The sequence below is a fragment of the Kitasatospora sp. GP30 genome, assembly GCF_029892145.1.
In the GTDB taxonomy this organism is placed as follows: domain Bacteria; phylum Actinomycetota; class Actinomycetes; order Streptomycetales; family Streptomycetaceae; genus Kitasatospora; species Kitasatospora acidiphila.
Map to the genome: position 1 here is coordinate 1 of NZ_JARZAH010000091.1, position 4,437 is coordinate 4,437.

General features: G+C 66.9%; 3 protein-coding genes. All 3 read right to left on the minus strand.

Going from position 1 to position 4,437, the window contains the following annotated elements:
- Positions 1 to 337: 337 nt before the first annotated feature.
- Entirely contained in the window at positions 338 to 1,330 is a 993-nt protein-coding gene (locus P3T35_RS40185; protein ID WP_101383045.1) for an NAD(P)/FAD-dependent oxidoreductase, read from the minus strand.
- A 428-nt stretch (positions 1,331 to 1,758) separates the two neighbouring features.
- Positions 1,759 to 3,549, minus strand: coding sequence for a reverse transcriptase/maturase family protein (locus P3T35_RS40190; protein WP_101383046.1), 1,791 nt, complete (start codon positions 3,547 to 3,549; stop codon positions 1,759 to 1,761).
- A 521-nt stretch (positions 3,550 to 4,070) separates the two neighbouring features.
- Positions 4,071 to 4,437, minus strand: a 367-nt coding sequence (locus tag P3T35_RS40195; RefSeq protein WP_280709855.1) for a group II intron maturase-specific domain-containing protein, incomplete at its 5' end; no start/stop codon positions are given.

Here is a 4,437-nt window from a genome sequence, read left to right on the forward strand (position 1 = left end):
CTCAGGGGGTGCGAAGGAGTTCGAGGTCCGCGAGGATCGGCGACCGCAAGGGCGCAAGAGGCTGCAAGCCGAACCGGCGGAATACTTCCGGCTCGTGCAGCAGGGATACAGCAACGCCGAGGCAGCCAAGCGTGCAGGCGTCCACCCGCGGACCGGCCGCGGGTGGCGCAACGGACGCTTCCGAGGAAACGGCAGAAGGGTCGAGCCGCCCGTTCGTTCGCAACGGGCGGCCGCCCCTACCGCGACCGGCCGGTACCTCAGCGAGGAGGAGCGCATCCACATCGCTGACCGGATGCGGGAGAAGGCGTCCACGCTTCCGGGCTCACCGGAAAGGCGTTCACAGCCTCTGGCTCTCGGCCTGTCCCCGGACTTCCTGCGCGCGCCGCAGTGCGGCAACGGCGATGCTGGTGTCCTCCGCCACCAGATCGGCGTTGATCGCGGCAGCACTCACGTTGCCGGCCGCCGCCGCACCGACGACCTGAGCGGCCAGGTCGGTGGCATTGCCGGCCACCCACACGCCCGGCACCGCGGTGCGGCCGGTCGCATCGGCCTCGATGTGCTCGCCGACTCCCATCGGGTGCTCGACCGGCTCGAGGCCGAGGCTCAACAGCACGTTGCCGGCACGCATCCGTGGACTCAACGCCACCGCCGTGACCTCGACCAGTCGGCCGGAGGCCAGCCGGATCCCGGTCAGCCGGTCCTCGTCCACCTCGACAGCCGCCACCGCGCCCTCCACCACGTCGATACCGCGCGCAGTCAACTGTTCGCGCTGATAATCGGTAACCTCGACGCGGTCGGCGGGGAACAGGGTGATGCGTGAGGTCCACTGTCGGAAGAGCAGTGCCTGGTGCACCGACATCGGCCCCGTCCCCAGCACCCCCAGGGGCTGGTCGCGGATCTCCCACCCGTGGCAGTAGGGGCAGTGCAGAACATCGCGTCCCCACCTCTCGGCGAGACCGGGCACCTCGGGTAGCTCGTCGGTCAGACCCGTGGCCACCAGCAGCCGCCGGGCACTGTAGCGCTCGCCGGCCTCCGTCGTGACCTCGAACCGGCAGTCGGCGTGCGCGGCCGAGACTACACGACCAGCCACCACGCTGCCGCCGTAGCGGGCCACCTCCTCCTGCCCACGGGCGACGAGATCGCGAGGCAGCATGCCGTCGCGCGAGAGGAATCCGTGCACGCCGGAAGCAGGCGCGTTGCGCGGCTCCCCCGCGTCGATCACCAGCACGGAGCGGCGCGCCCGGGCCAGGGTCAACGCCCCGGACAGACCGGCGGCACCACCGCCGATGACGATCACTTCCACAGGCTGCTTTGTCTTCATGACAGGCATGTTCACTCGCCAAAACCGAGGCGACAAAGGAAGTTGCCGATTCAGCAAAGCCGCCCCAGCCGGGCGGCGGCGAGCAGCGGACCTGCGTGCACTCGCGTGTCCGGAACGGTCGGACACCGACACGAGGCGCCGTCCCCCATGGGACGAGACGTTGCGCCTGAGGTTCCCCCGCTGCGACGTGGTTTCAGGTTCGCTGGTTCGGCGGCTTCCTGGTTGACGAGGTGCTTCTCTTCGAACTCTCGCGCCCTTCCCGGAACGGCAGTCGAGTCGGCACGGAGCGCGGTGCCGGGATTGCTCCCGGTCCGGTTCTCCGTGCCGCTCGCCGAGTGAAGTAGGCCGCCGACGAGGTGCCTCTGGTGGAGGTCCTTTTCCGACGGCCCCTTCCCGAACCGGACTGGCCAGGTTCCCGGCATCCGGCTCTCCTGTGATCATTTCTGTGGTGGTGCGGTGCCTCGTCCGGCATGGATGTCTTCGTGGCAGCGGCGGCAGATCACCAGGGTCTTTCGCCGTCGTTTCGCCATGAGGTGCACCCATGCGGGCTTGTCCCGACGTCCGGGCTGGTTGAGGTCGGCGAGCTTGCGGACGTGGTGGACCTCAAGGTTCGTCCGGGCTTCGCAGATCTCGCAGCACTCGGCGAGGAGCCGGTGGATCAGCTCGTTTCGCTTCGTGCTGGCCATGACCGGCCGTTGGTCGGTGAGGACTGCCGTGCGCTGTCGTTTGAGCGGGATGCCGCCGAAGCGGGCGACCAGCGGCTTCCTTCCCCGGTCGCGTGGGACGGTGACGGTCAGACAGGTTCGCGGTCCTTCAGGTGTCTCGACGGCGCTCTTGTACTTCCGAGCCATCTTCGTGACCGTTGACCGGTGCTTCCCGGCCAGCGTCTTCAGCAGCGAGGTCTCCATGACCCACTGGAGCCTTCCCAGGCGGAACACGTCCTGGGCGAGGAGGTAGTACTGGACCAACCCCCGGTACTCGGCCTGGTACTTCGCGACGATCGTGAAGTCCTCGTCGTGCAGCAGCACACCGCGTTGCGCGGGTCGTCCCTTGCTCATGTATTGCGCGCATTTCTGCCTGATCACCTGCTTGGGCACGAACAGGCCGATCGCTCCGTTGACCGCCCGACGGTTCCGGGTGATCTTCGTGTCGGAGTGCTGGGCTCTGATCTCGTAGCCGAGGAAGTGCGCCGCCTGGCTGGTGGCGTGGGTGATCACGGTCTTGGAGACGGAGAGTTCCAGCCTGAGCTCGTCGCGCAGGAACTCACCGATCCTCGTCTTGATCTCCTCGGCTTCGTGCTTGGGGCCGGCGAACCCCAGGAGCCAGTCGTCGGCGTAACGGACGTAGCGCAGTCGCCGGTAGTTCGGATCGTTCGGGTCCTGGCTCGGCAGGGAGCGACGCTGGAGCCGAAGCGCCTGCACCGCCTCCCGGTCGCCGTGCCGTTTGGCCTTCTCGATCGCGTAACCGATGACCTGATACGCCCGGTTGGGCTGCCGTCGCAGGCCCTTGTTGTACTCGGGCAGCAGAGACTGTTCGATGAACTGGTCCAGCCGGTCGAGGTAGATGTTCGAGAGGATCGGCGAGGCCACCCCGCCCTGCGGCGCGCCGCTGAGCGTGGCGTGCCAGCGCCAGTCCTCCAGGTATCCGACCTTGAGCATGTGGCTGATCAGCCGTAGAAACCGGCCGTCGTGGATCTTCTCCGCCAGCGTCGACAGCATCACCTCGTGATCGAGGCTGCCGAAGCAGTCGGAGATATCTCCCTCGACGAACCAGTGGGTTCCCTTCCAGACTTCCACGACCTCGCTGAGCGCGGTGTGACAGCCACGTCCGGGCCGGAACCCGTGGGAGCGGTCGGAGAACTGGACGTCGTAGTACGCCTCAAGGAGCAGACGCACCACCTCGGCGACCAGCTTGTCCGACCAGGTCGGCAAGCCCAGCGGGCGCTTCTTCGTTGACCCTTTCTTCTCGATGTAGACCCGCTTAACCGGGGACCATCGGTAGCGTTCGGCGCGCAAGGCGTCGATGATGCTGCCGACCTTCTCCAGCGACATGCCGTCCGCGGTCTCCCCAGTGGTCCCGGGCGTCATCGCACCCGCGTTGGCATAGATGCGTCCGTAGGCCACCAAGTACAGCTGAGGGTTGAACAGTTGCCGATACAGCCTCTCGACCGGCAGTCCTCTCTCACCGCGCTTACGGATGACGTCCAGCACCGCTTCGGCGCTCTGCATTACGCATGCCTCCCTTCACTGGACATCTCGATCACCTGTGCCCCTTTGCCCTGCGGACGGCTTTCCCGTCCTCCCTGGCAGGTCGTCACTCCTGCGACTACTACGGGCACTCCGTCGCCATAGGGCTCGCGCCCCGTAGGCGATCCCGTGGTACGTCTTCGCCGTACGTATCGAGCACGACGTAGGCCGCCCACTCATCTCCTTGACCGCCCTCGCTGGGCGATGCTCCACGTCACGGAGGTTGTCCGGTCCTCGGGTTCATGACCGGACATGACGTGGCGTCGGCTTCAGGTGTCGTTCCGACGAGTGCGCACTTTCACTGCTGGAGATTGGGCTTCAAGCAATCCAGCCTTGGCCATATCGCGCGGGTCTCGCGGCGCCCCGCCCCGGACACCTCCGGGCGGCCACCGCTTCCCTGACATGCTCTTGTCCCCTCGCGCTTTCGCGTCCAGGTGAGTCAGGTGACCCAGGAACCTCCCTCCGAGTTCCTCCCGACTGCGTCGGGGATACAACGAAGCGCCTCACGGCGCACACCCGTCGTGCGCCTCTCGACGCAACGGGCTCTCCACGGAGACTGTCGTCAAAGGGTCTGTGGAGCCCAGGGGTTGGGGATGCGAGCGCCTCGCCATCGGTAGCGGGTCACGGTGACCTTGCCCATGCCGTGTGCGGAGCATCCGGATCAGCCGCCACCAGATCAAGCTGGCCAGCGTGCTGAACTGGCTCTTCGCCACCGCATGCCGGAAGTAGGCGGACCATCCGCGCGTGATCTGGTTGATCCGGATCAGCACGGATCTGAGGTCCTGTTGCGACGTCCTGTGCGTCAGCGCACGGATCTTCGCCTTCAGCTGCCGGACGGGCCGGGCGGCGATGAAGGTGTAGACGTGCCAC